This window comes from Streptomyces sp. PA03-6a (assembly GCF_033792765.1).
Classification (GTDB): Bacteria; Actinomycetota; Actinomycetes; order Streptomycetales; family Streptomycetaceae; genus Actinacidiphila.
Map to the genome: position 1 here is coordinate 1 of NZ_JARAVK010000457.1, position 3,848 is coordinate 3,848.

A 3,848-nucleotide genomic window follows, 5' to 3' on the forward strand; every position below is an offset into this window, starting at 1 on the left:
GCCCATGGCCGGGGAGAAGACCGGCGCGACCGGGGGGAGACCCGGCGGGTCCGCCGCCGCGCGGCCCGCACGCGTCACCCGCATGTCCGTCGAGCAGCCGCTGTGGCGCGCCCTTACCGGCTACCGGCTGCTGACCGCGGCGTACGCCATCGGGCTCTACGCCGCCGCGTACCACGAGCACGCACACCCCCTGGCGGGGGCGGCCTACATGGCGGTGCTCGCCGTGTGGACGCTGGCCACCGTCGGCAAGGTGAGCTCGCCCCAGCGCTGCACCAGGCCCTTCCTCATCGTCGACCTCGGCGTCGCGATCACCGGCATCCTCATCACCCCGGTCGTCGAGGCGCACCAGCGCATCCTCGACGGCGGCCCCACCCTCCCGTCGATCTGGACCGCCGGCTCCGTGCTCGCCTTCGCCATCAAGGGCGGCTGGCGCTGGGCCGCCGCCGCCTCCTGCCTCGTCGGCGGCGCCAACCTCGTCGAACGCGGCGCCCCGGCCCGTGACACCCTCCACAACGTGCTGCTGGTGGCCATCGCCAGCATCGCCATCGGGTACGTCGTCGAGGTCGCCCGCGCCAGCGAACGCACCCTCGCCCGCGCCCTGCAGATCGAGGCCGCCACCCGCGAGCGGGAGCGCCTGGCCCGCGACATCCACGACAACGTGCTGCAGGTGCTCGCCATGGTGCAGCGGCGCGGCGCCGAGATCGGCGGCGAGGCCGAGGCCCTGGGCCGCATGGCGGGCGAGCAGGAGGCCGCCCTGCGCGCCCTGGTCACCGACGGCGCCGCCGCCCTGCCGTCCCCCCGCGGTGCCACCGGCACCGATGCCGACGCCGATACCGGCGCCGGCCAGGACCCGGACGCGCCCCGCGACCTGCGCCCGCTGCTGTCCCCGTACGGCAGCGCCCGGGTCACCGTCGCCGCCCCCGGCACCCCCGTCCTCGTCCCGGCCCGCGCCGCACGCGAACTCGCCGCAGCCGTGGGCGCCGCCCTGGAGAACGTCCGCCGGCACGCCGGCGAGGACGCCCACGCCTGGATCCTGGTCGAGGACGAACCCGAGGCCGTACTGGTCAGCGTCCGCGACGACGGCCCCGGCATCCCCGAAGGCCGCCTCGCCGCCGCCGAGGCCGAGGGCAGACTCGGGGTCGCCCAGTCCATCCGCGGCCGGCTCCGGGACCTCGGCGGCACGGCGGAACTGGTGTCGGTGCCCGGGCAGGGGACAGAAGTCGAGTTGAGGCTCGCGAAGTGAGGGAGGAGATTGGGCTCATGGCGGTGAAGGTGATGGTGGTCGACGACCACCCCATGTGGCGGGACGCGGTGGCCCGCGACCTCACCGAGGCCGGATACGTGGTGGTCGCCACCGCCGGCGACGGTCCGGAGGCGGTGCGGCGCGCCAGGGCGGCCATGCCCGAGGTGCTCGTCCTCGACCTCAACCTCCCGGGCCTGTCCGGTGTCCAGGTCTGCAAGGACGTCATCGCGGACAACCCCGCCCTGCGGGTCCTGGTGCTCTCCGCCAGCGGCGAGCACGCGGACGTCCTGGAAGCCGTGAAGTCCGGCGCCACCGGCTACCTGCTGAAGTCCGCCGGCCGCGAGGAACTCCTCGACGCCGTCCGCCGCACCGCCGTCGGCGACCCCGTCTTCACCCCCGGCCTCGCCGGCCTCGTCCTCGGCGAGTACCGCCGCCTCGCCTCCGACCCCGCCCCCGCCGCGGCCGACACCCCCGAGGCGCCCCGCCTCACCGACCGCGAGACCGAGGTCCTGCGGCTCGTCGCCAAGGGGCTCAGCTACAAGCAGATCGCCGAACGGCTGGTCATCTCCCACCGCACGGTGCAGAACCACGTCCAGAACACCCTCGGCAAGCTCCAACTCCACAACCGCGTCGAACTCGTCCGCTACGCCATCGAACGCGGACTGGACGAGGAATAGCCCCGACGCCACCTTCGGGGGCGCGCCCGCTCAAGTGCCGCGCGCCGCCCGGAAGGGTGAAATCGGCGGACCAACATCCCCGCGGATCAAGGGATTTCACCGAACGGCCCATCCCACCTGTGACGCCGGTCACGCTAGCGTCGTGGACGCAGGCAAATGGTGCGAACGGGAAGGGATGGATCATGCGAGTTGGCGTGCTGACCGGCGGCGGAGACTGCCCCGGGCTCAACGCGGTCATCCGTGCCATCGTGCGCAAGGGTGTCCAGGAGTACGGATACGAGTTCACCGGTTTCAGGGACGGCTGGCACGGCCCCCTCGAGGGCGACACCGTGCCGCTCGACATCCCCGCCGTGCGCGGCATCCTCCCGCGCGGCGGCACGATCCTCGGCTCGTCCCGCACGAACCCGCTCAAGGCGGAGAACGGCGTGCGCCGCGTCAAGGAGAACCTCGCCAAGTACGAGGTCGACGCACTCATCGCGATCGGCGGCGAGGACACCCTCGGTGTCGCCACCGCCCTGTCGGACGAGTACGGCGTCCCCTGCGTCGGCGTGCCCAAGACCATCGACAACGACCTGGCGGCCACCGACTACACCTTCGGCTTCGACACCGCCGTCAACATCGCCACCGAGGCCATCGACCGCCTCCACACCACCGCCGAGTCGCACATGCGCGTCCTCGTCGTCGAGGTGATGGGCCGCCACGCCGGCTGGATCGCCCTCCACTCGGGCCTCGCCGGCGGCGCCAACGCCATCCTCATCCCCGAGCAGCGCTTCGACGTCGACCAGGTCTGCGCCTGGGTGGAGAGCCGCTTCAAGATCCGCTACGCGCCCATCGTCGTGGTCGCCGAGGGCGCCATGCCCAAGGACGGCGACATGGTGCTCAAGGACCAGTCGCTCGACTCCTTCGGCCACGTCCGGCTCTCCGGCGTCGGCGAGTGGCTCGCCAAGGAGATCGAGAGGCGCACCGGCAAGGAGGCCCGCACCACCGTCCTCGGCCACATCCAGCGCGGCGGCACCCCCAGCGCCTTCGACCGCTGGCTCGCCACCCGCTTCGGCCTGCACGCCATCGACGCGGTCCGCGACCAGGACTGGGGCAAGATGGTCGCCCTGCGCGGTACGGACATCGTCCGCGTCCCGCTGCGCGACGCGACGGCCCAGCTCAAGACGGTCGATCCGCGGCTCTACACCGAGGCGGCCGTCTTCTTCGGGTAAACACGGCGTTTCCCCGGCGCCGTCTGCGCTTTCCCCGCTTGCCATGGGCGATCACGCGGCCGTACATTCCCTGCACCCGGCTTGTCCGGCCGCTTCGTCTATCCCCCTTGAGCACATGAGGAGCGCCCGGCATGACGGGTGTACTGGCGGTCGCAGGCGGCACCGCATCCGGCAAGTCCACCCTTGCCGAGGCCCTGTCGCTGCAGTGTCCCGAGAGCATCGCACTGGTCCATCTGGACGACTACTACGTGCCCGCGCACGAACCCCTCAGGGGCGTGTGGACGGTCAGCGCCGGCGGGCACGCCATCCTCGACTGGAACCACCCCGGCTCCATCGACGAGGCCGCCGTCAGCGCCGCGATCGACGCGGCGCTGGCCCGGCCCGGCGTGCGCCTCGTGGTGGTCGAGGGCCTGTTCGCCCTGACCCTGCCGTCGGTACGGGAACGGGCGGACTGGCGGGTGTACGTGGACGCCCCCGACGACGTCCGGCTGGCCCGCAAGATCCTCCGCAAGATCGAGGTCCAGCGGCAGGACCCCCGGCTGTCCCTGCTGAACTACCTGCAGAGCGGACGGGACCGCCACGTCGCCCACGTCGCCCCTTCGCGGGCGCTGGCCGACCTCGTGGTGGACGGCCTCACCGAGGGCCCGGACATGGTGGCGGCGGTCCTGGCTCTCATCGGCCCGCTCCTGTCGCCCGTCCCCGGGCCCGCGCCCGACC

The 3,848-nt window shown here is 72.9% G+C and carries 4 protein-coding genes; all 4 read left to right on the forward strand.

What is annotated here, in order from left to right; translation table 11 throughout:
• The first annotated feature begins 82 nt into the window (after positions 1–82).
• Complete coding sequence (gene macS / locus PV350_RS45325; protein WP_499516809.1) at positions 83–1,243, forward strand: MacS family sensor histidine kinase; 1,161 nt, start codon at positions 83–85, stop codon at positions 1,241–1,243.
• Between the two features lie 17 nt (positions 1,244–1,260).
• Positions 1,261–1,920, forward strand: coding sequence for a response regulator (locus PV350_RS45330; RefSeq protein WP_500339158.1), 660 nt, complete (start codon positions 1,261–1,263; stop codon positions 1,918–1,920).
• 182 nt (positions 1,921–2,102) lie between these two features.
• Positions 2,103–3,131: a 6-phosphofructokinase gene (locus PV350_RS45335; RefSeq protein WP_499511397.1), complete on the forward strand. Its 1,029-nt coding sequence runs from the start codon at positions 2,103–2,105 to the stop codon at positions 3,129–3,131.
• A gap of 131 nt (positions 3,132–3,262) precedes the next feature.
• On the forward strand, positions 3,263–3,848 hold a 586-nt coding region (locus PV350_RS45340; protein WP_500339159.1), incomplete at its 3' end, for a uridine kinase family protein.